21 protein-coding genes and 1 tRNA gene are annotated in these 25,884 nt (G+C 39.5%); 20 read left to right on the top strand and 2 right to left on the bottom strand.

What is annotated here, in order from left to right; genetic code table 11:
- Positions 1 to 6 precede the first annotated feature (6 nt).
- The 3 genes from G630_RS0101875 (at position 7) to G630_RS0101865 (ending at position 2,926) form a co-directional block, all read left to right on the top strand.
- Positions 7 to 645 carry an orotate phosphoribosyltransferase gene (locus G630_RS0101875; RefSeq protein WP_022759880.1) on the top strand — a complete coding sequence of 213 codons (639 nt, stop codon included), beginning with the start codon at positions 7 to 9 and terminating at the stop codon, positions 643 to 645.
- A 286-nt stretch (positions 646 to 931) separates the two neighbouring features.
- Positions 932 to 1,612: a DUF6553 family protein gene (locus G630_RS0101870; protein ID WP_026497556.1), complete on the top strand. Its 681-nt coding sequence runs from the start codon at positions 932 to 934 to the stop codon at positions 1,610 to 1,612.
- A 6-nt stretch (positions 1,613 to 1,618) separates the two neighbouring features.
- Positions 1,619 to 2,926, top strand: a complete 1,308-nt coding sequence (locus G630_RS0101865; protein WP_026497555.1) for a hypothetical protein — start codon at positions 1,619 to 1,621, stop codon at positions 2,924 to 2,926.
- 12 nt (positions 2,927 to 2,938) lie between these two features.
- Here G630_RS0101865 and G630_RS0101860 read toward each other — a convergent pair whose 3' ends face one another.
- Entirely contained in the window at positions 2,939 to 3,526 is a 588-nt protein-coding gene (locus G630_RS0101860; protein WP_026497554.1) for a hypothetical protein, read from the bottom strand.
- 195 nt (positions 3,527 to 3,721) lie between these two features.
- On the opposite strand from G630_RS0101860, the gene G630_RS20310 reads away from it, so the two are divergent.
- From G630_RS20310 to G630_RS20295, 15 genes are all read left to right on the top strand, one after another.
- Complete coding sequence (locus tag G630_RS20310; RefSeq protein ID WP_022759884.1) at positions 3,722 to 4,039, top strand: ArsR/SmtB family transcription factor; 318 nt, start codon at positions 3,722 to 3,724, stop codon at positions 4,037 to 4,039.
- Positions 4,040 to 4,060: 21 nt separating this feature from the next.
- A complete protein-coding gene (locus tag G630_RS0101850; protein WP_026497553.1) occupies positions 4,061 to 4,276 on the top strand; it encodes a cation transporter in 216 nt (71 codons plus the stop codon).
- Between the two features lie 31 nt (positions 4,277 to 4,307).
- Positions 4,308 to 6,230 carry a heavy metal translocating P-type ATPase gene (locus G630_RS0101845; protein WP_026497552.1) on the top strand — a complete coding sequence of 641 codons (1,923 nt, stop codon included), beginning with the start codon at positions 4,308 to 4,310 and terminating at the stop codon, positions 6,228 to 6,230.
- The gene (locus G630_RS20305; RefSeq protein WP_049946036.1) at positions 6,211 to 8,166 is read left to right on the top strand and encodes a serine hydrolase domain-containing protein; all 1,956 of its coding nucleotides are present in this window, start codon (positions 6,211 to 6,213) and stop codon (positions 8,164 to 8,166) included. Before G630_RS0101845 ends, G630_RS20305 begins: the two co-directional genes overlap by 20 nt.
- A gap of 2 nt (positions 8,167 to 8,168) precedes the next feature.
- Positions 8,169 to 8,993 (top strand): purine-nucleoside phosphorylase, encoded by an 825-nt coding sequence (locus G630_RS0101835; protein WP_026497551.1) that lies wholly within the window; start codon positions 8,169 to 8,171, stop codon positions 8,991 to 8,993.
- Positions 8,994 to 9,022: 29 nt separating this feature from the next.
- On the top strand, positions 9,023 to 10,330 hold the full coding sequence (locus G630_RS0101830; protein WP_026497550.1) for an amidohydrolase family protein: 1,308 nt from the start codon (positions 9,023 to 9,025) through the stop codon (positions 10,328 to 10,330).
- A gap of 12 nt (positions 10,331 to 10,342) precedes the next feature.
- Positions 10,343 to 12,034, top strand: a complete 1,692-nt coding sequence (locus G630_RS0101825) for a MutS-related protein (RefSeq protein ID WP_026497549.1) — start codon at positions 10,343 to 10,345, stop codon at positions 12,032 to 12,034.
- Positions 12,035 to 12,069: 35 nt separating this feature from the next.
- A complete protein-coding gene (gene rnhA, locus G630_RS0101820) occupies positions 12,070 to 12,558 on the top strand; it encodes a ribonuclease HI (protein WP_022759891.1) in 489 nt (162 codons plus the stop codon).
- Between the two features lie 179 nt (positions 12,559 to 12,737).
- On the top strand, positions 12,738 to 13,391 hold the full coding sequence (gene fsa, locus G630_RS0101815) for a fructose-6-phosphate aldolase (RefSeq protein ID WP_022759892.1): 654 nt from the start codon (positions 12,738 to 12,740) through the stop codon (positions 13,389 to 13,391).
- 171 nt (positions 13,392 to 13,562) lie between these two features.
- On the top strand, positions 13,563 to 16,682 hold the full coding sequence (locus G630_RS0101810) for a bifunctional diguanylate cyclase/phosphodiesterase (protein ID WP_026497548.1): 3,120 nt from the start codon (positions 13,563 to 13,565) through the stop codon (positions 16,680 to 16,682).
- 4 nt (positions 16,683 to 16,686) lie between these two features.
- The gene (locus G630_RS0101805) at positions 16,687 to 17,646 is read left to right on the top strand and encodes an ROK family protein (protein ID WP_022759894.1); all 960 of its coding nucleotides are present in this window, start codon (positions 16,687 to 16,689) and stop codon (positions 17,644 to 17,646) included.
- 4 nt (positions 17,647 to 17,650) lie between these two features.
- A complete protein-coding gene (locus tag G630_RS0101800) occupies positions 17,651 to 18,958 on the top strand; it encodes an alpha-amylase family glycosyl hydrolase (RefSeq protein WP_026497546.1) in 1,308 nt (435 codons plus the stop codon).
- Between the two features lie 51 nt (positions 18,959 to 19,009).
- Positions 19,010 to 19,447: a dUTP diphosphatase gene (dut, locus tag G630_RS0101795; protein ID WP_026497545.1), complete on the top strand. Its 438-nt coding sequence runs from the start codon at positions 19,010 to 19,012 to the stop codon at positions 19,445 to 19,447.
- Positions 19,448 to 19,590: 143 nt separating this feature from the next.
- Positions 19,591 to 22,161, top strand: coding sequence for a 1,4-alpha-glucan branching protein GlgB (gene glgB, locus G630_RS20300; protein WP_049946035.1), 2,571 nt, complete (start codon positions 19,591 to 19,593; stop codon positions 22,159 to 22,161).
- The gene (locus tag G630_RS20295) at positions 22,161 to 23,069 is read left to right on the top strand and encodes a mechanosensitive ion channel family protein (RefSeq protein WP_081667754.1); all 909 of its coding nucleotides are present in this window, start codon (positions 22,161 to 22,163) and stop codon (positions 23,067 to 23,069) included. Before glgB ends, G630_RS20295 begins: the two co-directional genes overlap by 1 nt.
- 47 nt (positions 23,070 to 23,116) lie before the next feature.
- On the opposite strand, the gene G630_RS0101780 is transcribed toward G630_RS20295, so the two are convergent.
- Positions 23,117 to 23,189: transfer RNA gene (locus G630_RS0101780), tRNA-Thr, on the bottom strand.
- 145 nt (positions 23,190 to 23,334) lie between these two features.
- Here G630_RS0101780 and argH point away from each other — a divergent pair.
- Together argH and asd are read left to right on the top strand one after the other, a co-directional pair.
- On the top strand, positions 23,335 to 24,750 hold the full coding sequence (gene argH / locus G630_RS0101775; RefSeq protein ID WP_026497544.1) for an argininosuccinate lyase: 1,416 nt from the start codon (positions 23,335 to 23,337) through the stop codon (positions 24,748 to 24,750).
- 47 nt (positions 24,751 to 24,797) lie between these two features.
- Positions 24,798 to 25,883, top strand: coding sequence for an aspartate-semialdehyde dehydrogenase (gene asd, locus G630_RS0101770; protein WP_026497543.1), 1,086 nt, complete (start codon positions 24,798 to 24,800; stop codon positions 25,881 to 25,883).
- The last annotated feature ends 1 nt before the right edge of the window (position 25,884 follow it).

Genomic DNA, 25,884 nt, shown 5'->3' with positions numbered 1-25,884 from the left:
GGAATTATGCAAGGCTATACCAAGATTGAGTATTCGAGAAATACTGATGTAATTCTTCGTAACACCAAGGGACATTTTATTACCCCTAATGCACATGTTAATTACTTCATTGACCTGTGTGATACCAAGGCCAGAATGAAGGAAGCAAGAGCTGCCGGTGAGTCGCTCGCTGAGTTCTATATTGCGTCAGAAGTGATTGATACAATTCTTTGCCTGAACGGTATGGAAGTTGTTGGATCTTACCTTGCTGATTCACTTACAAGAGCCGGGGTTATTTCCAAGAATGCACATAAGACGATGTATATCACAGGTCCCGAGTATAACGTAAACGGTCAGATCATGTTCAGAGATAATAATAAGCACATGATCACTGACAAAAAGGTTCTCATTTTGTCTGATTCAGTAACCACCGGTGGTATGCTTAAGAGTGCTCTTGATTCCGTAAGGTTCTACCAAGGTGAGGTTGTCGGAATTGCCGCTTTCTTTTCTGTAGCTACTCAGATAGAGAATTATCCGATAAGGTCGCTTTTCTCATCAAGAGAGCTTCCTGATTATGCTTGCTATCCTCCGGATGGATGCCCACTTTGTAAGGAAGGCCATCCTGTTGATGCTATATGTAACGGCTTTGGTTATTCTACTTTATAAAAACAAATTGATAATATACGTAATCCCCGGATTAGTGTCCGGGGATTTTTTATGTCATGATAGTTCTGTATTTTGAATAGCGCGTTTTAATGACTTTACTCGCGAAGGCTTAAGCTGAGTAAGTACTCATTATTAAGGATATTATACTGTCTTTTCTTGTCTCTGAATGTTTCATGTATATTAGCTTATTACGGATAGCAAATTACGTCAAATATGATAGAATATAAGTCATGTCAAAAATGATTAATAACATTTTTGATCACGTGTAAATTGGTAGAGGACATATATGCTTAGGAATACAGATATATATAATGACAGTCATCAAAGAGATATAAATAATTATCATGAGATTGAGGATATTGCAGAGAGGAGAGATTACCTTCTGTCTGTAATTGCAGGGACAGATGAAATCCATGAAGCAGCAATAAAGTATAACTGTTTAAATCCGCCGGCATCAGCAGACGAGGCTGCTATGCGAATTCGGGTGCTTGACCACAGATATGAAAATAAAGGTGGCCAGTGGATTGACAGATATATGCATGCATTTATGATGCTTCTGACTATGAACAGAGCATCGGGAATAAGCCTTTTTAACAAGAAAAGAAAAGCTCAATGCGCCGGTTACCTGTCAGAGCTTGGATTGGTTGATAATGCAGCGGCAAAAGAGGAAGATTATCTTTCATTGCAGCTTGAGGAATGGGTTGACTTTGCGGCAAGTTACATTAAAGTCTGCATAAATGATAAAACCTATGGCTCTGCTTTTGGTGGTATGATCCACATGCAGGATAAGGATGCGGCTATGAAGGTTATATCTGATATAGATACAGCATTATATGAAATTCCTATGGATTATGAACTGATTGAAGAAGCGAAGCCACTATATAAGATTTTCAAGGAAACTTACTGCAGACTATTGGAAAGTGGTACATCCTTGTGGCAGGAATATATGAATGGAAAGGATCACTGATTTATAATGATACACCGTCTGGTTGATATTTTTAAAACCGGCAAATTAGTTCACAAGCTATTTTCAGCTATTGGAATCATCGCATATTACATCATATGGGTAAGAGTCTGGTTTTCATTAACTATGTTTATTTTACAAAAAGTGGCTGATTATATAGATGCAGCATTTCCGATGATTGTGCTGGGAACAATACTTATACCTTTAATGGTGTTTGGGCCATTTTATGTCTACCAATTACAGGACATCGGTCCTTCTTATACAAAGAGAAATGACATTTTATCCTCTAACGGACAAGAGGTATTTACCGAAGAATTTGGAAAACTTCCTCATTTTGATAAAATGCTTGGAAGATCTCATATAGTTAAAGTCCTTAAAAATGAGAAGTTCCATAATTATACAACTAGAAACGGAACCAAATTAAAACATATCAAGATAAGTGACAGCGATAAATGGATATGCATTTTAGGGGGATATCTCCCCGTTGACCTTATTTGTGGATATAACAAGTCACATAATGCTCTCTATACGATGGATGGAATAGCTATAATACTTCCGGAGAAAGCAAGAAAAGATACTATTAGTAGTGAGATAGAGACCTTCTTCGAAGAAAGAGGGAGTTATTATACGCAGGTACCGCCCAGAGCCGGTACTGAATTTAATACTGCTATCAGAAGAGACAGGTCAGAGCTTTCAAAAGCCGATTGGGGCAGAGCCCGCTATTTGTGGGAAAAAGCGATGGTCAGCAGAGAGGACAGCTATTGGAAAAATAACTCAAAAGCACATAAATACAGACCTGTTTCCAAGGAAAAAGGAATCGATACTACAATATTTGAACGAGTGCTTTCTGATAAAGAAATCGAAAGAACTGCAACAGCGGTCAGAAATAAGAAGGTTGATCTTTCGTTTTATCTGGATTTTAAGGCTTATAAGAACGAATACTGTGTTTGCAACGCAGTTGAATTATTGGACAATCTCCATTATTTAAACAGTAGTGAGGGTATAGACTTTTTATTTGACTGCCTCTGTGATGTGGATGAAGCATATTTTATTATGGCTATAGATCTTTTGAAAAAATATCCTAGAAAGTCATTGGAAGAAAAGCTTGAAATTTACTCAAAGAATGCTTATGATTCCGGAGATGCTCAAAAACTGGCAGGTATGATGTATCTGGCAAAAGAAATCGAATATGAGATTCCTTTTATCAAATTGCTTAAGGGAGAAGAGACAGATCCTGCCGGATTCGAAATAAATGAAGCGGCTTTATATGGAAGTGAACAGGCTCAGCAATTTGTAATGACAAAGCCCGGAGCATAAGCTGTATAAAGCTTAATTGGAGTATGCTATCAGAACTCCTTCTATTCCTAAATCGCATAGAATTATATTATCTGCAGGTATGTTTGTTTCTTCAACATACCTGTTTTTGTACTCTTCCAAGGAAAGGGAGCTTTTTATACTGAAATCAGGGCAGGAGTCAGCATATCCCGGTTTTAGCTTATCGGCTTTGGGGATATATTCTTTTACGTAATGATTATAGATATCATCAGGAGATGCGCAGAGCCATAAGCAGTAGTTAAATCGAGAGGTAAGTTTATTTACAACGCGTCTTAGCTGATCGTTTTTTATTGAATCTATTATAGGAAAACCCGTAGTTTTAATTTCATAGACAAGGTTAGCCAGAAGTCTGTAATCACGATGTGACAAAGATGATGAATAGTGGTTGATAATAAAGTCACACACTTCATATTTGCCGCAGCGCATTATCTCGGTGGTGACAACATCTATAGGATCACGTTTGTCTGTAGAAAGCGCACTTATTTCGGGAAAGAGTGTATTGTCACGATAGCCCTTTCCTGAATCTAAGATTAAACGTGCTTTATTCGTAAGATATTCATATCTATTTGAAGTTTCATTCATAAAACAAGTCCCATAATTCCTTCAAAAATCTATTTAATAAATTTTATCATGTTTTTCTGAAAAATATTTAAAAGTAGTGTTGACATATAAATTCGATGGGGGTATATTTGAATCAACATATGAACAAATGCTCATATGTAATATAATAAATTTTTGGAATACATTATGAAATATACAGAAAGGAGACCGGAACCGATGACAAAACTATCATGTAATCTGGATGAATTGCCGGATGAGGAAGAAATGTACGATCTCGCTGAACTGTTCAAAGTTTTTGGCGATTCAACCAGAATCAGAATATTGTTTGCCTTATTTGTGTCTGAATTCTGTGTGAATGATCTTGCTGAAAATCTTGGAATGACTCAATCGGCTGTATCACACCAGCTGAAGATTCTTAAGATGAACAGCCTTGTAAAGAGCAGACGTGAAGGCAAGCAGATGTACTATTACCTGGCAGATGATCACGTTAGAACAATTATTTCAATGGGACGTGAACATATAGAAGAAAAATAAAAAGAAAAGAGGAAAAAAATCATGAAAAAAACCTACAAATGTGAAGTTGACTGTGCTAACTGTGCTGCAAAGATGGAAGAAGCAATTAATAAGATTGATGGTGTAAAGAGTGCCAGAGTTAATTTCATGACCCAGAAGCTTACACTTGAAGCCGATGATGACAAATATGCAGAGATTCTTGATGCAGCAGTTAAGGCATGTAAAAAGGTTGAGCCTGATTGTGAAATCGAAATCTGAAAATACTACATAATATGAAAGCGTGATCATTATGACTAAGAAGATGAAGAAAACCAGAAATAGAATAATAGGAGTACTTATTGCTTTTATAGTACTCCTTATAGCAGAGCATATGGGAGCCTTTGAAGCATTTCCATGGTATGTCAGCTTTGTGATATTCCTTATTCCATATCTGGTTATCGGATATGATGTACTTAGGAAAGCGTTTATAAATATATCCCACGGACAGGTTTTCGATGAAAATTTTCTTATGATGATCGCTACCTTCGGAGCGTTTGGTATTGGTGAGTATACCGAGGCACTGGCGGTTATGCTTTTTTATCAGATCGGTGAGCTTTTCCAGAGCTATGCAGTCGGAAAATCAAGAGCATCAATTACAGAACTCATGAGTATTGCACCTGAGTATGCAAATGTAATTCAGGATGATGGAGAGGCTGTAGAAACTGATCCAGAGGAAGTTGGGATCGGAACAATGCTTCTGATAAAGCCCGGTGAGAAGATTCCGATAGATGGCGTTGTTACTGAGGGAGAATCTTTTGTAGATACTTCTGCAATAACAGGTGAGTCAGTGCCAAGAAGAGTTTCAGAGGGCGAAGAAGTAATAAGCGGATGTGTTAATAAGGACAGTGTTCTGAAAATACGCACAACTAAGAATTATGAGGATTCAACAGTTTCTAAGATTTTGGAGCTTGTTGAAAATGCAAGTAACAAAAAATCAAGGATGGAAAACTTCATCACTCGTTTTGCGAAATATTACACACCAGTTGTTACAATCGGAGCGGTTCTTCTTGCAGTAATACCGCCACTTCTCGGAATCATGCCTTTTTCTGATTCAATAAAAAGAGCATGCATTTTCCTTATTGTATCCTGTCCTTGCGCGCTTGTGATTTCTGTGCCGCTTGGCTTCTTTGGAGGCATTGGTGCAAGCTCTAAGATGGGAATACTTGTAAAGGGCAGTAACTATCTTGAAGCAATTGCGGAGGCAAGTACTCTGGTTCTTGATAAGACAGGAACCATTACAAAGGGGGAATTCAAGGTTTCTGAGATAATTCCAGCTACAAATATCTCAAAAGAAGAGATTATTTGTCTTGCTGCAGGAGCAGAGAAGTTTTCAAATCATCCGATTGCCAGATCTGTGATCGAGTATCATGAAGAACTTCATAGAAATAATAGTTCTCTTACTGACGACAATACTGAGCTCACTGATATTAAAGAAGTTCCAGGACATGGCATTACTGCAAAGCTTGGCGCTGAAGATATTTATGTAGGAAATGCAAAACTTCTTAAGAGCAATAATATTGAATTTAAGGAATCAGACTTGCCGGGAACCATTATTTATGTGGCTAAAGGAAAACTTTTTGTTGGAACAATCATAATATCTGATACAATAAAAGAAGGCGCGGCAGAGTCTATATCCAAAGCTAAAAGAGCCGGTGTATCACAGGTGATTATGCTGACAGGTGACAATGAAGATACAGCTATGATTGTTGCCGATAAGGTTGGAATAGATAAGGTATTTGCACAGCTTTTGCCCGCAGATAAAGTGGAAAGAGTTGAGAGCCTTCTTGATGAAAACAAGAACGGAAAGGTAGCCTTTGTCGGGGATGGTATAAATGATGCTCCTGTTCTTATGAGAGCGGATGTCGGAATCGCCATGGGAAGCATGGGGTCAGATGCAGCTATCGAAGCGGCGGATATTGTCCTTATGGATGATGATATAGGTAAAATTTCCGCAGTTATACAGATAGCCAGAAAAACACTCAGAATCGTCAAGGAGAATATTGTCTTTGCTCTTTTCGTAAAAATATTGATACTGTTTCTTGGAGCTCTTGGATTCGCAACCATGTGGATGGCTGTATTCGGAGATGTCGGTGTAGCAGTTCTAGCGATTCTCAATTCCATGAGAGCCATGAAATGGACGAAAGAGGACATGAATGGCAAAGTCAGAGCTTGAAGTTATCCAGCTTTTAATGAAACTTATCGGGCATAAGACCGGTGAGATCAGCAAGGTTACTTATACTCCTCAGAAGATGGCTTTCCCTATGGATTCGGAGGGAGAGACTCATCTTCCAAGATCCACACCTGAGGAGCAGGGTGTAGACAGTGCTTTTATAGAGAAGCTTTTTAAGAGTCTCTATGAAAACAACAGCTGCCATATGCACAAAATTATGGCAGTTCGAAACGGACATGTTATCGGAGAATGTGCTTTTAAGCCATTTGATATGGACTATTGGCATGTTACTCATTCTATGTGTAAAAGCGTAACGGGAATGGCAATAGGCCTTCTTATCTACGAAGGAAAAATTAAATTAGACGACAAAGTTGAAGATATATTCGGCAGAACGGGGCCTCTTCAGTATTTCTTTTCAAAAGGACTTACTGTAAGACATCTCCTCACCATGAGTAGCGGCGTTGAATTTAATGAGGCAGGTTCTGTATATTCAAATGACTGGAGAAAGCAATTTCTCGAATCTCAGACAAAATTCACTCCCGGTTCTGCTTTTGAGTATAATTCAATGAATTCATACATGCTCTCAGCAATTGTGACCGAGGTTACAGGCGAGAGCATGTTTGATTATCTAAAACCGAGACTTTTTGAGCCTCTTGGAATTAAAAGAGCATTCTGGGAAAGCTGTCCGCAGAATATCACAAAAGGCGGATGGGGATTATATCTTCGAATTGAAGATATGGCCAAACTTGGACAGCTATATTTGAATAATGGAAAATATGACGGTAAGGAGATTTTACCTGAAGAGTGGGTTAGAGACGCAACTTCTATGCAGATAGCAACAGGCGAGGTGACTTCTCCCGGTTACGGATTCCAGCTCTGGAACAGCAGTTCCAGACTTGGTGCCTATACCTTTAACGGAATGCTGGGACAGAACGTATATGTATTCCCGGACATCAACATGATGGTGGTAACAAATGCAGGAAATGAAGATCTGTTTCAGAAGGGTAATATGTCCGGTACAGTTCATAAACTCATGTCTGAAGCTGAAGTTTCTGATGAACCAATACCTATTACAAAAGAGGTTCTGGCAAAGCAGAACAGCCTTAAAGAATTCATAAGAAGTGCAGAGGATCATCCCGAATGCAGGACAAGTATCGCAGGTGGCGGTTGGAACAAGAAAAAAAAGCGCAGCACTTATGGTATGAGCCCTAAATTCAGATATCTTCTAATGAAATGCCTTGATGGAGTTTCATACGATATGGACGATGAAGGTGTCGGTTTTATGCCGCTTCTCGTTCAGGTTATGCATAACAATTACACTGACGGTATAAAGTCAGTTGGTTTTAAGCTGGATGGTCGAACAGGTGCATTTTTCCTGCTTATTAAAGAAGGCGATACAACGCATGAGATAAAATGCGGTTTTGATGGATACAGGGCAGTAACAGATATAGATGAGCATGGTGAAATCTATACTATTTCTGTTGTGTCAGAATTCTCTATAGATGAATATGGCAGACCTGTTCTCAGGAATGAGTTTTATCTGATGGAGGATTCTACTGCGAGAGTTATGAATATATATCTTGGTAAGAGAGAACCGCTTCAGCATGATACATGTTTTGCATTCGGAAAAGTGAAACCACCTAAAAATATAGGCATAAGGTTTGATGAAATTCCCGGAAGTGGAATGCTTGTTGATATTCTTAACCAATTCGGTCATCTTGATGTTGGTAAAGGCATGAGTGGTTTTGTGATAAACAGACTTTCTGATTACGGAGCGATTGATGCGCTTATACTTGCCATAAGAGATACGGTAAGACCGAAACTGCACGGCAGAATACATGACAAACAGGAACCCCTGGAGTATGATAGTAATGGTGGAACTTTGACAGATACAGAAGCTTTCGCCGATGAAGATGATGCAATAATGGAGGATGATTAAATATGGCAAATGCAATTTACGAAAAAGTAAACAACTGCGTTGAGGCAATCAGAAAGGTTACTGATTTTAAGCCCAGGGTTGCAATTACGCTTGGTTCCGGACTTGGTAATTATGCAGAGCAGATTGATATAAAATGTGAGATATCTTATTCCGATATTCCCGGTTTTCCTATTTCTACCGTTCCCGGGCATGCAGGAAAATTTATTTTCGGATATGTGGGAGATGTTCCGGTTGTATGTATGAAGGGAAGAGTTCATTACTACGAAGGATATGATATCAACGATGTAGTTCTTCCCGCTAGGGTTATGAGACTTCTCGGTGCCGAGATTCTTTTCCTTACAAATGCAGCAGGTGGAATAAACTATACCTTTGATTGTGGTGATCTCATGCTTATAGCTGATCACATTTCTGTTTTCGTACCAAATCCGCTTATCGGTCCCAATATTGAGGAATTTGGAACCAGATTCCCGGATATGTCCTGTGTTTATGATAAGCAGCTTAGGGATATAATACAGCAGACTGCTCTGGAAAATGCCATTCCTCTTAAACAGGGTATTTATGCGCAGCTCACAGGACCATCTTTTGAAACACCGGCTGAGATCAGAATGCTCAGAGTTCTCGGAGCGGATGCTGTTGGCATGAGTACGGTTGTAGAAGCTCTTGTCGCTCATTATATGGGTATGCGCATATGCGGAATTTCATGTATAAGTAATCTTGCTGCAGGAATGAGAGAAAAGCCTCTTTCGCACGAAGATGTACAGGAAGCTGCTGATAAAACAGGACCGCTGTTTGAGAAACTTGTAACTGAGTGTGTGAAGAAATTTTAATTACTGATAAGGCTAAATGGGGTGAATAAATGAGGATTAAATTTTATAATGCCAGAATTCTCACTATGAGAGAAGGACAGGAAATCTTTGAGGGTGAATTGTGGACAAGCGGTGACAGAATTATTTACTGTGATACCACTGATCAGATTGAAGAATATTACAAGGAAAATCCCGGTGCAATGCTGGTTTTTGACAGAGAGATTGATTGCAAGGGAAATCTTCTCATGCCTGGCTTTAAGAATGCGCATACGCATTCAGCCATGACTCTTTTAAGGTCGAGAGCGGATGATTTGCCGCTTGCGGATTGGCTTAATAATGCGATTTTTCCTGTGGAGGCAAAGCTTACAGCAGAAGATATCTATTATCTTACTAAGCTTGCTGTACTTGAATATGTAAGTGGCGGTGTTACCAGTATTTTTGATATGTACCTCACTCCCGAATCTATAGCTGATGCCTGCAGAGACACCGGAATGCGTTGCGTTCAGGTTGGCGCTGTTAATAATTTCAGCCAGTCTCCTGAGCTTGTTGAGGAAATGTACAACAAGCTTAACGGAAAAGACGAATATAATTCCTATATTCTCGGATTTCACGCAGAATATACATGTACCAAGGAACTGCTTCAAAAGATAGCTGAACTTGCGCATAAGTATAAGGCGCCTGTTTTCACTCATATTTCGGAAACTGCACATGAGGTTGCTGAATGCAGAGAGAGATACAATATGAGTCCTGTTGAATTCCTGGACAGCCTGGGAATGTTTGATTATGGCGGAGGCGGATACCACCTTGTACATACCGATGAGAAGGATATGGATATTTTGAAAAAGCGCGGAATGTTTGTGGTAACAAATCCCGGTTCAAATACCAAGCTTGCTAGTGGAATCGCTCCGATAAACGACTATTTGAAGAAGGGAATTCCGGTGGCTATCGGAACGGACGGACCCGCAAGCAACAATGCCCTTAGCATGTTCAGGGAGATGTTCCTTGTTACCGGTCTTGGAAAGCTTCGCGAAAATGATGCTGCATGCATTGATGCCATGGACGTTTTAAAGATGGCTACAGTAAACGGCGCTCATGCTATGGGACTTAATGATGCAGATGTTCTTGATGCCGGAAAGCTTGCTGATATCATTATGCTTGATTTGAACAAGCCTAATATGCAGCCTATAAATAATATTTGCAAGAATATCGTCTACAGCGGGTCTGATTCAAATGTTATTCTGACAATGATTGGCGGCATCATTCGCTATGAAAAGGATGAATATAATATCGGAGTAAGCCCTGAGGAAATATATAGAAAGGCTTCTGAGATAAAGGCAAGAATAGACAAAGAATTATAAGATGAGGACTCTATGACCGGAGCTTATATATTGGGGATAATAGCTTCATTTATTGCGGCTGTTTTTCTCATTGGATTGCAAAACAGAAAAAATGAAGAGAGATCATTTAAAAAGAAGTGCGCAGACGAATATGGTGCTGCGCCTTCGTCTCGTATAAAGAAACAAAGAGCCGACATCAGTGGATATTATAAAATGGCTGATAAGGATTTCAGTATTGATGACATTACCTGGAATGACCTTGCGATGGATGAGGTTTACGACCGAATAAGCTATTGTGAGACTTCGTCAGGTGAGGAGTATCTGTATTATTTACTAAGATGCCCCCAAATCTGTGATGACGGTTCTTTTAATAAGCTCGAAAATGAATTATCGGCTTTATCAAAGGATGAAAGCGAAAGAATCCATTTGAAGGAAAGTCTGCATGGCATTGGAAAAAGCGGTAAGTATTCAATCTATGATTATCTGCCGCTTATTGATAAAAATTCTGCAGGATCCAATCTTGTCCATGTGTTGATGCTTATATTAATGGTTCTTTCTGTACTTTTGATGAGCTTCTTTAATTTCACTCTAGGATTTTTGATTCTAATTATTGCATTTGCAGTAAATATGTTCACCTATTTTAAGATTAAATCAGCGCTTGCACCTTATCTTATGACTTTTTCTTATGTCCTTAGACTCATGAAGGGTGGAGAGGCTTTAGCTCTGACGGAAAGTGATATTTTCAAAGATGATATCAATAAAATAAAGGAATGTGTCTCAAAGCTTAAAGGCTTTTCAAGAGGCTCCTGGATTTTGTCCAAGGGGTATGGAGCAACCGGCAGCGGAAATCCTTTTGACATAATAATGGATTATGTCAGAATGCTTACCCATATTGATCTAATCAAATTCAACAGCATGTATAAGAAACTTAAGCAGGAGATACCAAGTGTCCAGAAACTGACCGAAATTATCGGATATATCGACTCTGTCATATCTATTGCATATTTTAGAGCGTCTGTTTCCGAATATACTGTGCCGGAACTGATGGAAAATCACGGCGAGTATCAGATCGAAAACGGCAGGCATCTGCTTATGGATAACCCTGTTCCTAATTCCTTTGCTGCTAAAAAGGGATTTTTGATAACAGGCTCTAATGCTTCGGGCAAATCAACTTTTCTTAAGATGTGTGCAATAAACAGCATAATGGCTCAGACCATTCATACCTGTACATGTACTTCATATAAAGCTCCGTTTTACAGAGTATTTACCTCAATGGCGCTTAGGGATGACCTTACCCTGGGAGACAGCTACTATATGGTTGAAATTAAGTCATTAAAGAGAATCCTTGATTCTGCAGCGTATGATGGGGCTTCGGTTTTGTGCTTTATTGATGAGGTTTTAAGAGGAACAAACACAATTGAGAGAATTGCTGCGTCCTCAAAAATATTAGAATATTTTGCTTCACACAAGGAAAGGGTTTTGTGTTTTGCTGCCACCCACGACAGAGAACTGGCAGAGGTTTTACATGATCACTTTGAAGTACATCATTTTGAGGGTGACATGGAGAATGGCGATGTTACATTTGATTACAAACTAAAGGCAGGTCCTGCCACAAAAAGAAATGCAATAAGCCTTCTTAAGTCCATAGGGTATAATGATGATATTGTTTGTGAGGCAGAGTCAATGGCTAAGCGATTCGAAGAGCATGGTTTATGGACTCTTTAAAGTATAAAATAATAAGCAATGCGGAGATTTAAGAAATGAAAGTTACTATTTATTCAGACGGTTCAGCAAGAGGTAATCCTGACGGACCGGGTGGCTACGGAACAGTAATTCAATATATTGACGGTAAAGGCGTACTACATGAAAAGGAGTTAAGTGCCGGCTATGATAAGACAACCAACAATCGAATGGAGTTGATGGGTGCAATCATGGGACTTGAAGCGCTTAACCGCCCCTGTGAGGTTGACCTTTATTCGGATTCAAAGTATGTTATCAGCGCTTTCAATGAAAACTGGATATCCGGATGGTTGAAAAAGAATTGGAAAAAATCTGACGGAAAGCCGGTTAAGAACGTAGAACTATGGAAACGCCTTCTTGATGCGGTAAATAAACATAATGTCACCTGGCATTGGGTAAAGGGACATGACGGGCATCCTGAGAATGAGCGATGTGATACACTTGCTACCACGGCGGCCGACCAGGAACCCGGGGCCTTGCTTCATGATGATGGAGGAGCATTAAGGTAACCCCTCATCCGCCCTCCGGGCACCTTCCCCCCCAAGGGGAAGGCTTTTATGGCAATAATTGAAAATAAGTGAGCATAATCTGCTTTGTAAAATTTGTAAGATGTGTTATCATTTTTAACGGTTGAAAAATATATTTAATCAAATGCTTAAGAATAATCTTAAGCGGAATGGAGTGTATTATGAAATTCTTCTTGGATACTGCTAATGTTGAGGACATTAAAAAAGCAAATGACATGGGTGTTATCTGCGGTGTTACAACCAACCCTTCTCTTATTGCTAAAGAAGGCAGAGACTTTAATCAGGTTGTTGCAGAGATCGCATCTATCGTAGACGGACCTATCAGCGGCGAAGTTAAGGCTACAACAGTTGATGCCGAGGGCATGATCAAAGAGGGCCGCGAGATCGCTAAGATTCACAAGAATATGGTAGTTAAGATTCCTATGACAGAAGAGGGTCTTAAGGCTTGCCATACACTTGCAGCTGAGGGTATCAAGATCAACATGACTCTTATCTTTACAGCTAACCAGGCTCTTCTTGCAGCAAGAGCAGGAGCTGCTTTCGTAAGTCCTTTCCTTGGAAGACTTGATGATATAAGCACAAGAGGTACAGACCTTATTTCTGAGGTTGCTCAGATATTCGACCTTCACGGTATTGATACTGAGATCATCGCTGCATCTGTTCGTCATCCTATGCACGTTACAGATTGCGCACTTGCAGGTGCTCACATCGCTACAGTACCTTATGGTGTTATCGCACAGATGGTTAACCATCCTCTTACAACAGCCGGAATCGAGAAATTCCAGAAGGATTACAAGGCTGTATTTGGTGAATAATCTATAATATGCTTTAAAATGCCTTAATAATAGCGCTTTGGATATTCATAGTAGTATCCAAAGCGTTTTATTTTTATTTTTTTAACATTTTTTTATAAGCGATTAATAGTTTTGTCCACCCCTGTTTGTTAACATAAAATAGTAGAATACTGAAAAGGAACTGGTATTAGTATGGCAAAAATTGAAGGCGAGGGGCTTCCATCAGACCTATACCAGAAAGATGAATTTTTAAATATCATTAATTCAAAAGCGGAAAACGATGAGCTTTCGGCTTCTTTTTGCTGTGTATTTTTCGATATCAAAGGCTTTAGATCATATTATATGAATAATGGCTTTGATGAAGGCTATCAGGTTCTTGTATTTCTGAAGAATAAGATAAGAGATTCATTTCCTTTGGACATTGCATGCAAACTAGATGATGGTGAGTTTGTTGTTGTAACCGATATTGATGATATAGAGAGATTTATTTCCAGAATTCAGCGAGATTTCGATGAGGTTTATATACATACAGGAATGGATCTTCATGCAGGAATTTATTACATTACTGCTGAGGATAATACAGCTGAGGAAATAATTGAAAAAGCCGTTCTTGCATGCTCATCAGGTGATTCTATTGGGGATGGTATCTTCAGATATAATATCGAAAATATTGATGATGAGATATTGATGAAGCATTATGTGGTTCATCATATCGAAGATGCAATAGAGAATGGTGAAATTACAATCTCTTATCAAGCGGTTTTCCATACACTATCAGGTAAAGTATGCGGAAATGAAGCTCTGGCAAGGTGGAATACAACAGAATACGGAGTTCTGATGCCAAAAGATTTTATTTCGGTACTTGAACATTCAAGAAAAATCTATCTTTTGGACAGCTTTGTAATAAAACAGGTTTGTAAAGACCAAAGTGAAATTATAAAAATAGGCATGGATCCGTTACCTGCTTCAATCAATCTTACAAGGCTTGATTTTGCACTTGCGGATATTGTGGATCTTTTAGAAACAGAGCTTGCAAAATATAAGCTTCCTAAATCTTTAATAAGAATTGAAATCAGCGAGGCGGAAATAACCAATGATAAAGATGGCATAAAAGCTGAGCTTGAAAGACTTAAAGATCATGGGTTTAGCGTGATATTCGATGATTTCGGAAGTGAATATTCTTCACTGCATATCCTGAATGATATGCCTTTTAATGCTGTCAAAATAAACAGTAATTTCTTATCTGGATATAAAGATGATGTTAAGCCAAGAGTTATGCTTAAGAATATCATCAATATGTCGAAGGAACTTGGCATCCAAACGATAATGGGCAGTGTTGAGGACGAAAAGATTCTTGATTTCCTTAAGCAGTCGGGCTGCGAACAGTCTCAGGGACATCTATATAGTGAAGCTCTTAAAATGTTTGATTATCCGATTGAACAATTTCCTCATCAGCTTGAATCGGAAGAGGAGACTGTTTTTTATGATGCCATAGGAAAAGTGAATGTGCTATCACAGACACCTATGCAGGATATAGGCAGATTTGATCCGGACAATGCTTACTACAATCACAGACCTATCGCGATATTTGAATTTGACGGCAAAATCCTTAAGCCGCTCATGTGCAATAATGACTTTTATGATATTTTCAAGCTCTTGTTTACAAATGATGTAAAAACGATTCAGGAGCTGTTTAATACGCCTGCAATAATTTTCTCAAAAGATATAAAAATGCTTGCATCACAGTGTGTGCAGGATGATGAAATACATTCCATGGAATTTGTTACCAGTAACGGTTTTAACAGGATAATGCTAAGGAAAATCACGCAGAGTAAGTCACTTGGCAAGACAGCTATTTTGGCAACTGCAGAGATCATGACAGAAAATGATGCGGGCACAAGAGTAATGCAACTCAACTCGTATCTTAAGTTCCTCTATATGATTTATAACCGTGTGGATATTGTATCTGTCGTTGATGATACCTTTGAAACTGTTTATGAAAATACTGCCAGATACAGCCAGAAGATGAAGAAAGGCAGTTTCTCTGATGCAATAAAGAAATTTGCGGATGAAGCAATTTATAATGAGGACAGAACGGATTTTATAGAATTTTATAATCTGAACAGCCTTGATGAGAGGATCAGTGAATACGGGACAAATCATATAACGGATTATTTCAGGACGAAGGATATAGACGGCGAATATGACTGGCTTATGTATCTGCTTATTCCAATTATCTCGGAAGGAAACAGAATGTTTATCATGTGCTCAAGAACGCTTGACGCTGAGCGCATGAGAAAGCTTCCTGATATAAGTCAGAGTGGTTCTGAATATTATGACATGCCAAGCGATCCGACATTCCTTTTGCTTGCAAGTGATGCTTTTACGGAGACACTTGGATATGGTTCATTTGAACAGTTTATCAGGAACACCTTTTACCTTGAAGCTAATCTTACCGAAGATAAGACGGTATATATGCATCTTGGACAGACCGGTCTTATTTCTGATTTTGGGGAGACGGGCTATATACAGCTTCCTTTTGGAGAAGTTACAAGGAGCATGGTATTTTCACAGGCTGAACCCGAAGAACATGAAAAGATGTACGAGTTTTATAACAGAGACAGACTTCTGAAAGAATATGAAAACGGAAATACCTCAGGACGAATAGTATATCTTGAAAAGACCGGTTCAAGTGAAAAACCCAGGTATCAGAATGCATGTTATCAGATCAGAAGAAACAGGCAGGATGATGGTGTGCATATTTATATTCTTAAATATGATATTGATCAGTTTAAGAGAACAAATGAAACTATACGCAACCTTGCTGAGAGAGATACTTTGACAGGTCTGTTCAATCGTATGACCATCGGTAAGGTTTATGAAGCGTTTATCTCTGACCCGGAGACAAAGAGTCTGGCTATGATATTGCTTGACCTTGATTTCTTCAAGCAGATAAATGATAAGTATGGTCATCATTGTGGCGATAAGGTACTTCAGGATGCTGCAAACCGTATGCAGAACGACCTTGGCAGCGATGTGTATCCTTCGCGAATCGGCGGTGATGAATTCCTTGTTATAATAAGAAATCATACTGACAAAGAGGTTGATGCAGCGCTGAAAGCCTTCTCAGAAGCGGAAAAGACAGTTGATTATAACGGTGAAAAAGTAAAATATACGATGTCTGTTGGATATGCTGTATACCCGGAAGACGGAAAAGCGTATAATGATTTATATAGAAACGCAGATAATGCACTTTACTATGTGAAAGAAAACGGCAAAAACAACTATGGGAAGTACGATAAACGGAGGTAGTGAGATGTCTGGTAAGTATAATATCTGTCTTGATATCGGTGGAACAAAGATTCTTGGCGCTATTTTCAATGAGAAGAAGGAGATTGTTTATCGACTTAAGAAAAAGACCAAGGAAGCCGGTGACGATGCAGCTAATGTTGAGAAAATGATCATTAGCGTAGTTGAAGACATGATTAAGGATTCCGATATTAAGAAGAAGGATTTTAATGCCATTGCAGCTGGCGCTCCCGGTGTTATTGATCAGGGCTCCGGTATAATTCTTACTTCGCCCAATCTTCCCTGGACAAATTATGATATCAAATCCTCAATAGAGAAGAAGTTTGATATTCCGTTTTTTATCGGCAATGATGTAAATGTCGGTGTTCTCGGTGAATGGAAATATGGTGTTGCGAAGGGCTATAAGAATGTAGTCGGATTCTTCGTAGGAACCGGTATGGGCGGCGGTCTTATTCTTGATGGGAAGATGTTTACGGGAAATAAATATAAAGCTGCGGAATATGGTCATATGATTCTTGATCCCGAAGGTCCTCTTTGTGGTTGTGGACAGAGAGGATGCCTTGAGGCCTTTTCAAGTAAAAAGGGCATGAGCGCTTATATCATGCAGCAAACTGCAAGAGGACGTAAGAATATGCTCTCAGAGACCATTGAGAATGGTGTGTTTAAGAGTAAAAACTTAAAGAAAGCAATTGCTGCCAAGGATCCGGTTACACTTGAGGCGGTTGACAGAGCATGCCATTATCTTGCTGTAGCTACCGGCAATATGATTAACACTATAAGCCCTGACATAGTTGTTTATGGCGGCGGTGTTATGGAAGCAGTTGGTGACTTCTTTATGGAAAAAATCCTGGCTGAGGTAGATCGCTACTGCATGCCTTCAATCAGAAGCACTGTTGAACTTAAAAAAGCAGCACTTGGAGATGATTCCAATATCTATGGTGCTCTTGCTATGATAGAGGATAACTGAGATTATGTGGGCTTACGAAAAAGGTTTCTATCAAATATATCCGCTTGGATTTTGCGGAGCACCTTTTGAAAATGATGGTAAATTAGAGCATAGAATTCTTAAGGTTATAGATTGGATACCGCACCTGAAAAAACTCGGAGTGGGTGCGGTACTTTTTAATCCGATTTTCGAGTCTGATACACATGGCTACAATACGAGAGACTATAAAAAGATTGATGTTAGACTCGGAACAAATGATGATTTTAAAAAAGTTAGTAAGGCTCTCCATAAAGAAGGCATAAAAGTTGTCCTGGATGGAGTTTTTAATCATGTAGGAAGAGGGTTCTTTGGCTTTGAAGATGTTCTTCAAAAGAAGTGGGACAGCTCTTATAAAGACTGGTTTCACATAAATTTTGACGGAAATGATGCCTACAATGACGGACTCTGGTATGAGGGCTGGGAAGGTAATTATGATCTTGTAAAATTAAATTTATGGAATGAGGATGTTGTTAATTACCTTCTTGATGCAGTAACAAGCTGGATAAAAGACTACGATATAGATGGACTCAGGCTTGATGTTGCATATTGTCTTGAGCAGAATTTTATTAAAAGGCTCAGAAATCATGTTCTTTCACAAAAGGAAGATTTTTATCTTGTCGGAGAGATGATCGGCGGTGATTACCATAAAGTAATGGGACCTGAGCTTTGTCACTCGGCAACCAACTATGAGTGTTACAAAGGGCTTTATTCCAGCTTTAATTCACTCAACATGTTCGAGATTGTTCATTCTTTATTAAGACAGTTTGGACCGGAAAACTGGTGTCTGTACAGAGGAGAGCACCTTTTATCCTTCGTTGATAACCATGATGTCAGCCGAATAGCAAGTACACTTACAAATGAAAAACATCTTCCGCTTATATATGCGATGATGTTTGGAATGCCGGGCATTCCTACCGTCTATTATGGATCGGAATGGGGAGCAAAAGCTCATAAATCCGAGGGGGATCCGGCTCTTCGAGCCTCCTTTGATAAGCCTCAGTGGAATGAACTTACTGACGTAATAGCAAAGCTTTATAAAGCAAAAGGCGAGAGTAAAGCTTTGCAGTATGGCGACATGAAACAGCTCGTATTACAGAATAAATACTGTATAATAGAACGTGACTTTGAAGATGACAGGGTTATGATAGCTGTCAATGCGGATGAAAATTCCGTACATATAGACTGCAATTTCAGAGCAGGAAGAGCACGTGACATGATTTCGGGGGAGGAAATCGACTTCGGAGGCGGATTGGAACTTCCGGGGTACACGGCTTATATATTAAGACCATTTTGAAAGCCTTCCCCTTGGGGGGAAGGGCGGATGAGGGGTCATAAGGAGGAGAAAATGCTGGTAAAAATCAAGAAATTAAGTGACACGGCAACCATGCCGACAAGGGGGAGCCTTGCAGCTGCAGGTTATGATCTTTATGCAAATGTAAGTGAGGATACAAAGATAGCACCTCACACAACAGCTAAAATCGGAACAGGGCTTGCTATGGAGATTCCGGACGGATACTTCGGGGGGATTTACGCAAGAAGCGGTATAGCGACAAAAGAGGGGCTTCGCCCTGCGAATTGTGTCGGAGTTGTCGATTCCGATTACCGTGGTGAGATTATCGTTGCGGTACACAATGATTCTGATACGGAAAGAACTATTACTCCTGCTGAAAGAATAGCCCAGATTATCATTCAGCCGTATCTTTCGGTAGAGTTCGAAGAGGCAGAAGAACTAGCTGATTCTGAGAGAGGCGCAGGTGGATTTGGATCTACTGGGAAGAAATGATTTTATGAAGAAGGTATCATTTTATCGTGATACCTTCTTCTTTTTTATGTGAAACATATTATAAACGTGCTATAATAATTTGATGGAATTTTATAACGATTATCAGTTTATTTTCAGAAAATCATCATATATGGAGGACTTTTATGAATAATAAGCTTTATAAACTTATGAACTGGCCTGAAATCGAAGAGATTATCTATTCCGATGGCGATGATCCGCATCGAATTCTTGGTGCACACAAGGTTGGTTCCAATCTTCTTATTCAGACTTTTTACCCTATGGCTGAAGAAATTGAAGTTGTTCCGAGTACCGGAACCAAGAAATACAAGATGGAGCTTGCTGATGAAGCAGGTTTTTATGCTGCGCTTGTTCCTTATAAAGAAGGCTTCAAATACAAATATCGCATAAAGCTCGAAAATGGTGACATTAAGGAAATATATGACGCCTATAATTTTGACGGACGTATGGACCGTGAGGACTTCATAAAGTTCAATAGCGGTATGCATTACAATATCTATGAAAAATTCGGCGCGCATCTAATGGAAATAGATGGCGTAAAGGGGTGTGCTTTTGCTGTATGGGCTCCGGATGCTGCAAGAGTAAGTGTCATCGGTGATTTTAATGACTGGGACGGAAGAGTAAATCAGATGCGAAGGGTTGATCATGACGGTGTATTTGAGATATTCATTCCGGGTGCAGCAGAAGGTGACGGCTATCAGTTTGAAGTTAAAACAAAAGGCGGAGTTATCTTTAAAAGACCCGATCCCTACGGATATGCTTTCAAGGATAAGGAAAGCCAGGTTTCCAAGATAACTTCCCTTGGCGATATTAAATGGAACGACTCAGCATTTATCAAAAACAGAACAAAATTCAACAGAGACTCAGATCCTCTTTCAATCTGTGAGCTTTCTCTCGAGAGCTTTGCTGCTAAACATAAAAATCATATTCCGGATTATGAAGAACTTGCAAAAGAGATTCTTTCATATGTTCAGGATCATGGCTTTAATACGATAGAACTTAAGCCTGTCATGGAACATATTCAGGGCCATCCATTCCATATTACAGGATTTTTCGCTATTCAAAATAAGTACGGTGATCCCGTAGGCTTTAAGAAATTTGTTAATATAATGCATGAAGCGGGCATCAGGGTAATTATGGATTTTGTTACTACATTTTTCCCGAAGCTTCAGTGCGGACTTAATTCATTTGACGGTCAGGCATTGTATGAATATCCGGATCCGAGAATGGGTGTACATCCAAGAACAGGCGATCTGATTTTTGATTTCGGAAGAAAACAGGTTACCAATTTCCTTCTTTCAAGTGCACTATTCTGGGTTTCAACATTCCATTTGGACGGACTAAGAGTAGCTGATATAGCAAAGATTCTGTACCTCGACTATGACAGAAAGCCCGGTCAGTGGATTCCAAATATGTATGGTGGCAATGAGAATCTTGAGGCTAAGGACTTCCTCTGCAATTTTAATGCTGTATTAAAGCAGGCATATCCGGGATTACTCACGCTTACGAAAGAGACATCATGTTGGCCGAGAGTTACCGGTGAGCTTGATGATGGCGGACTTGGATTTGATTACAAGTGGAATAACGGATGGACAAAGGATTTCCTTGATTATATTCAGAATGATCCTTTATTCAGATCCGGAAATCATAACGAGCTTACATTCTCCCTTGTTTATTGCTATACAGAGAGATTTGTACTTGCGTTTACTCATGAAGAGATCGGAAAAGGTCTTGAAGGTCTTTATGATCTGATGCCCGGTGATACAGCTCAGAAAATGGCGGGAGTTCGTCTTGCAATATCTTACCTTATGACACATCCCGGTAAGAAGATGATATATATGGATCCCAATGAACTTAGCATTGATAATGCTGTTTTCCTTGAGAACATGATCCATTCGCTAAATGAGATTTATTATAGCAGACCGGCATTATATCAGATCGATACGAATGACAGCGGCTTTGAGTGGATAAACAGTATGGCTGCTGAGGAATGCATGATGTCCTTTATGAGAAAGGGCGAATCCGACAAGGATATGCTTATAATAGTTGTTAATATGGCAGGTGTCGACAGAACCTTTGAGGTCGGTGTTCCTGCTGATGGCAAATATTATGAGATATTTAATTCCGATGATACCTGCTACGGCGGTAGCGGCATGGTTAATCCCGGCAGAATAGAAGCAGACTTTAACGAAGCAGACGGAAGACCTTATTCCATTCCGGTTAAGGTTGCATCGTCTTCACTTGCGATTTTCTCTTATACTCCTTATACAACACAGGAGAAGAAGATTAGAAAAATCCGTGAGGAAGAAGCTAATAATAAGATGCAAGAGCGCGAAAAGACCTTAAGGGAGCTCAAAAACCGTCAGGAGAAGGAAGAGGCTGAGCTTCTTAAAGAACTTCATGAGCGCTATGAAAAGGAACTTGCAGCTCAGGAGGAGGCTATCGAAAAGAAATATGAACAAATTGAAGAAGAGCGTATTTCAAGCATAGTTTCGGAAGCAGCGCTTAAATCAATTTCAGGCGGAAAGAAAACTGCTGCTAAAAAGACAGCAACTCCCAAAACTGCAACAAAGGGACAGAAAACTGCGGCTTCGAAGTCTGCCGTAAAGAAAGCACCTGCGAAGAAGACAACACGAAAAACTTCAGGTACAAAGACTTCAAATACTAAGACTAATAAGAAGGATGACAATAAATAATGAACTTTAAGTTACCAATATTACTTGCAACTGCTACTGCTGAAAATGCTATTGAAACCATAGCTGAGGTAACAGGAAACGAAAACTTAAAACCGGGAGTTATTGAAAAATATTTTAAAGAACTCCCGGATAAAGCTTTCGCCCTTTTGGTGAAGGCTGTTATTGCAATTATAATTCTCATAATCATGTGGGAGCTGATTAAGGCGTTATCAAATGTTGTTGATAAATCCTTGAGAAAGACAAAGATAGAGGATGCTACCGCAAAGTTTCTTGCAAAGGTAGTAAAGGTATCGCTCGAAATAGTTCTGCTGTTTTCACTGGCTTCCTATTTCGGCATGGATACAGCGAGCCTTGTTGCTCTGCTTGGTTCGGCTGGCGTTGCTATAGGTCTTGCTATTCAGGGCACTTTGTCCGATTTTGCAAGTGGAATTCTTATTCTGCTGGCAAAACCTTTCAGAGTCGGTGATTACATCGTTGTCGGCGGCACAGGAATTGAGGGCAGTGTTACAGAGATATCACTTATAAACACAAGGATGCTTACAGCAGATTACAGACGTGTTGTGATGCCAAATAAGACATTGGCATCATCTACCATAACCAATAATAACGGTAACACAATGCGTATTCTTGATACTATGGTTGGAATCTCTTACAACGCGGACATTGACAAAGCAAGGGCTGTTGCGATGCGAACAATGGATGCCAATGAGTTTATTTCAGATAAACTCGAAAAGAATGTATTTGTTGATGAACTTGCTGACAGCAGTGTAAACCTTCGTATAAGAGGTTGGGTTAAGCCTACAGATTATCTGAAGGCTAAATGGTCTATGAACGAGGCTATAAAAAAAGCTTTTGATAAAGAAGGGGTAGAGATTCCTTTTCCTCAAATGGATGTACATATGAGATAAAAGAAAAAGAGAACCGGCCTATGCCGATTCTCTTTCTGAATATAAAGAGCTGGAAAAGGGACTTGAACCCTCGACCTACTGATTACGAATCAGTTGCGCTACCGACTGCGCTATTCCAGCAACTTTGTGCCATCAGAAGCACAAATATGATTATAAAGGTGCATGCATTATTTGACAAGAGATTTTTACATCTTGTTTTCACTTTATTACTGTGATATGGTAAAGAGAAAATTGCGATTGTATACATGTATAAAAGGAGAAATTTATGGCTCAGCTTTGGGGAGGAAGATTTGAAGGCGAAATAAATGAACTGGCATGGAAGTTTAATGCATCGATCTATTTTGACAAACGCCTTATAAAGCAGGATATTCAGGGAAGTAAAGCACATGTAACGATGCTTGCTAAGCAGGGAATCATATCAGATGAAGAACGTGATCAAATAGTTAACGGTCTCGATGCTATTTTTACGGATGTAGAAGCCGGAAAACTCGACATTACCGACAAATATGAAGATATACACAGCTTTCTTGAGGCAAATCTTATAGACAGAATCGGTGACGCAGGAAAGAAAATGCATACCGGAAGATCAAGAAACGATCAGGTCGCTCTTGATATGAGATTGTATATAAGAGAAGAAGTAAGAAATACCGCCAATGTCATTTATGACATGCTGGATACTCTTAATGGAATCATGAAGGATAATCTTCATACATATATGCCCGGATTTACACACCTTCAAAAAGCGCAGCCGGTTACACTGGCCCATCATCTAGGAGCATATTTTGAGATGTTTTATCGTGACTCACAGCGCCTTATGGATGTTTTTACGAGGCTGAATTTTTGTCCTTTGGGAAGCGGCGCTCTTGCAGGAACAACTTATCCTTTAGACAGAGAGTTTACCGCGGAGCTTTTAAAGTTTACAGGACCTACCAATAACAGTATGGATTCCGTGTCGGACAGAGATTATCTGATTGAGTTTTTATCTGCGCTTTCTATGATAATGATGCATCTTTCCAGATTTTCAGAGGAAGTTATTATCTGGAACTCAAATGAGTATGGTTTTGTTACTATAGATGATGCTTATTCAACAGGAAGCAGCATCATGCCACAGAAAAAAAATCCTGATATTGCAGAGCTTGTAAGAGGCAAAACCGGAAGAGTATATGGAGCATTAAATTCGCTTCTTGTTACCATGAAAGGCATTCCACTTGCATACGATAAGGACATGCAGGAGGATAAGGAAGTAAGCTTCGATGCTATAGATACCACAAAGAGCTGCCTGATTCTTTTTACGGATATGCTTAGAACCATGAAATTCAATAAAGAGAAGATGGAAAAGAGTGCAATAAGAGGGTTTACCGATGCGACCGATGCTGCCGATTATCTTGTAAATAAGGGTGTACCTTTTAGGGATGCACATGGTATTATAGGAAGAATAGTTTTACATTGTATTGATAAAAATTGCGGAATCTCAGATCTTAAGATAGAAGAACTTAAAGGCTTTGCAATGGAATTTGATGAAGATGTCTATGAAGCAATCAGTCTTAAGACCTGTGTTGAAAAAAGACTTACTGCCGGTGCTCCCGGTCCGGAAGTTATGAAGAAGTCAATTGCCAGAAACGATAAGAGACTTAATGCATATTGGACCAAAGTTAAGAGCTTTGAAACTCTTGACGCCTAATAGTTGTTAGTTATTTTTTTATTTATTTATAAGAGGAGAGTGAAAAAATGAGCGAGAAATTGAAAGTAGCAGTTCTTGGTGCAACAGGTATGGTTGGTCAGAGGTTTATTACAATCCTTGATAATCACCCTTGGTTTGAGGTTGCTGTTGTAGCAGCAAGCCCCAGAAGTGCCGGAAAAACCTATGAAGAGTCTGTTGGCGACAGATGGAAGATGGAAGTTCCCATGCCTGAGGCTGTTAAAAAGCTTGTAATTAAGGATGTTACAAATGTTCAGGAAGTTACAAAGGATGTTGATTTTGTTCTTTCTGCCGTTAATATGTCTAAAGATGAAATCAAGGCTATTGAGGAAGAGTACGCAAAGACTGAGACTCCGGTAGTTTCAAATAACAGTGCTCACAGATGGACGCCCGATGTTCCTATGATTATTCCGGAGGTTAACCCCGGTCATGCAGAGGTTATCGAGTTCCAGAAGAAGAGACTCGGTACAACAAAGGGATTTATCGCTGTAAAACCCAATTGCTCGATTCAGAGTTATGCTCCCGCACTTTCAGCATGGAGAGATTTTGAGCCCTACGAAGTAGTTGCTACAACATATCAGGCAATTTCGGGTGCAGGTAAGAATTTCAAGGAATGGCCTGAAATGGAGGGCAATATCATTCCGTTTATCTCAGGCGAGGAAGAAAAGAGCGAAAAAGAGCCTTTAAGAATTTGGGGTAAGATTGAAAATGGCGTGATTGTTCCTGCAGAAAGCCCGATTATTACATGTCAGTGTATAAGAGTTCCAGTTTTGTATGGACATACGGCCGCAGCTTTTGTAAAATTTAAGAAGAAAGCTACAAAAGATGAACTTATTAATTGTCTTGTGAATTTTAAGGGTAAGCCTCAGGAGCTTGGTCTTCCCAGTGCGCCTAAGCAGTTTGTCCAGTATCTTGAGGAGGATAATCGTCCCCAGATAGCTCTTGATGTAAATTACGAGGGTGGCATGGGTGTAAGCATCGGCAGACTCCGCGAGGATACAGTTTACGACTGGAAGTTCGTCGGCCTTTCACATAATACACTTAGAGGAGCTGCTGGCGGCGCTGTAGAATGTGCAGAACTCCTTAAGGCACTTGGATACATCAGCAAGAAGTAAC

Source organism: Butyrivibrio sp. WCD2001 (assembly GCF_000424485.1).
Taxonomy (GTDB): Bacteria; Bacillota; Clostridia; order Lachnospirales; family Lachnospiraceae; genus Butyrivibrio.
The sequence above is the reverse complement of the archived record's forward strand: the minus strand, read 5'-3'. Positions and strand labels throughout refer to the sequence as shown.

What these genes read in the sequence shown, in the direction of transcription:
- G630_RS0101845 (WP_026497552.1), top strand. Translation starts at nt 4,308, where the DNA reads ATGACTAAGAAGATGAAGAAAACCAGAAATAGAATAATAGGAGTACTT.
- glgB (WP_049946035.1), top strand. Translation starts at nt 19,591, where the DNA reads ATGAATAATAAGCTTTATAAACTTATGAACTGGCCTGAAATCGAAGAG.
- G630_RS0101870 (WP_026497556.1), top strand. Translation starts at nt 932, where the DNA reads ATGCTTAGGAATACAGATATATATAATGACAGTCATCAAAGAGATATA.
- G630_RS20295 (WP_081667754.1), top strand. Translation starts at nt 22,161, where the DNA reads ATGAACTTTAAGTTACCAATATTACTTGCAACTGCTACTGCTGAAAAT.
- G630_RS0101860 (WP_026497554.1), bottom strand. Translation starts at nt 3,526, where the DNA reads ATGAATGAAACTTCAAATAGATATGAATATCTTACGAATAAAGCACGT.
- fsa (WP_022759892.1), top strand. Translation starts at nt 12,738, where the DNA reads ATGAAATTCTTCTTGGATACTGCTAATGTTGAGGACATTAAAAAAGCA.
- asd (WP_026497543.1), top strand. Translation starts at nt 24,798, where the DNA reads ATGAGCGAGAAATTGAAAGTAGCAGTTCTTGGTGCAACAGGTATGGTT.
- G630_RS0101850 (WP_026497553.1), top strand. Translation starts at nt 4,061, where the DNA reads ATGAAAAAAACCTACAAATGTGAAGTTGACTGTGCTAACTGTGCTGCA.
- G630_RS0101875 (WP_022759880.1), top strand. Translation starts at nt 7, where the DNA reads ATGCAAGGCTATACCAAGATTGAGTATTCGAGAAATACTGATGTAATT.
- G630_RS0101865 (WP_026497555.1), top strand. Translation starts at nt 1,619, where the DNA reads ATGATACACCGTCTGGTTGATATTTTTAAAACCGGCAAATTAGTTCAC.
- G630_RS0101825 (WP_026497549.1), top strand. Translation starts at nt 10,343, where the DNA reads ATGACCGGAGCTTATATATTGGGGATAATAGCTTCATTTATTGCGGCT.
- G630_RS0101835 (WP_026497551.1), top strand. Translation starts at nt 8,169, where the DNA reads ATGGCAAATGCAATTTACGAAAAAGTAAACAACTGCGTTGAGGCAATC.
- G630_RS0101805 (WP_022759894.1), top strand. Translation starts at nt 16,687, where the DNA reads ATGTCTGGTAAGTATAATATCTGTCTTGATATCGGTGGAACAAAGATT.
- G630_RS0101810 (WP_026497548.1), top strand. Translation starts at nt 13,563, where the DNA reads ATGGCAAAAATTGAAGGCGAGGGGCTTCCATCAGACCTATACCAGAAA.
- argH (WP_026497544.1), top strand. Translation starts at nt 23,335, where the DNA reads ATGGCTCAGCTTTGGGGAGGAAGATTTGAAGGCGAAATAAATGAACTG.
- G630_RS20305 (WP_049946036.1), top strand. Translation starts at nt 6,211, where the DNA reads ATGGCAAAGTCAGAGCTTGAAGTTATCCAGCTTTTAATGAAACTTATC.
- G630_RS20310 (WP_022759884.1), top strand. Translation starts at nt 3,722, where the DNA reads ATGACAAAACTATCATGTAATCTGGATGAATTGCCGGATGAGGAAGAA.
- G630_RS0101800 (WP_026497546.1), top strand. Translation starts at nt 17,651, where the DNA reads ATGTGGGCTTACGAAAAAGGTTTCTATCAAATATATCCGCTTGGATTT.
- rnhA (WP_022759891.1), top strand. Translation starts at nt 12,070, where the DNA reads ATGAAAGTTACTATTTATTCAGACGGTTCAGCAAGAGGTAATCCTGAC.
- dut (WP_026497545.1), top strand. Translation starts at nt 19,010, where the DNA reads ATGCTGGTAAAAATCAAGAAATTAAGTGACACGGCAACCATGCCGACA.
- G630_RS0101830 (WP_026497550.1), top strand. Translation starts at nt 9,023, where the DNA reads ATGAGGATTAAATTTTATAATGCCAGAATTCTCACTATGAGAGAAGGA.